At 42.0% G+C, this 476-nt stretch carries 1 protein-coding gene; it reads right to left on the bottom strand.

Translation table 11 applies throughout. The annotated features are described in order from the left end of the window. The coding region (locus ACTG7L_RS10790; RefSeq protein WP_439328537.1) for a hypothetical protein at nucleotides 1-476 on the bottom strand (476 nt) is incomplete at both ends.

Consider the following 476-nt stretch of genomic DNA (forward strand, 5'->3'; position numbering starts at 1 on the left):
TCATCTTTGCTCGGTTCAGTACCAGCGGTTTGACTGTCATTTTTGCTCGGTTCAGTACCAGCGGTTTGACTATCATCTTTGCTCGGTTCAGTACCAGCGGTTTGACTATCATCTTTGCTCGGTTCAGTACCAGCGGTTTGACTGTCATCTTTGCTCGGCTCAGTACCAACGGTCTGACTATCATCTTTGCTCGGTTCAGTACCAGCAGTTTGATTATCATCTTTGCTCGGTTCAGTGCCAGCGGTTTGATCATCATCTTTGCTAGGCTCTGATTCATCTTCTGGTGGTGTAGTTGGTTTGACAAATACATGTAATTTACCGTCTTTAAGTTCTGCGGCTTGCATCACATTGCTTGATTTATAGTTTACCTTACCATTGTCTTTAAATTGATTTGAGCCCAAATCAATCGTATGTTCGGCATCACTGACATCAATCAATAATTCATTGCCATCAGTACCATTAATGGTAATATCTTT

This window comes from Lonepinella sp. BR2357, assembly GCF_051851525.1.
GTDB lineage: Bacteria > Pseudomonadota > Gammaproteobacteria > Enterobacterales > Pasteurellaceae > Lonepinella.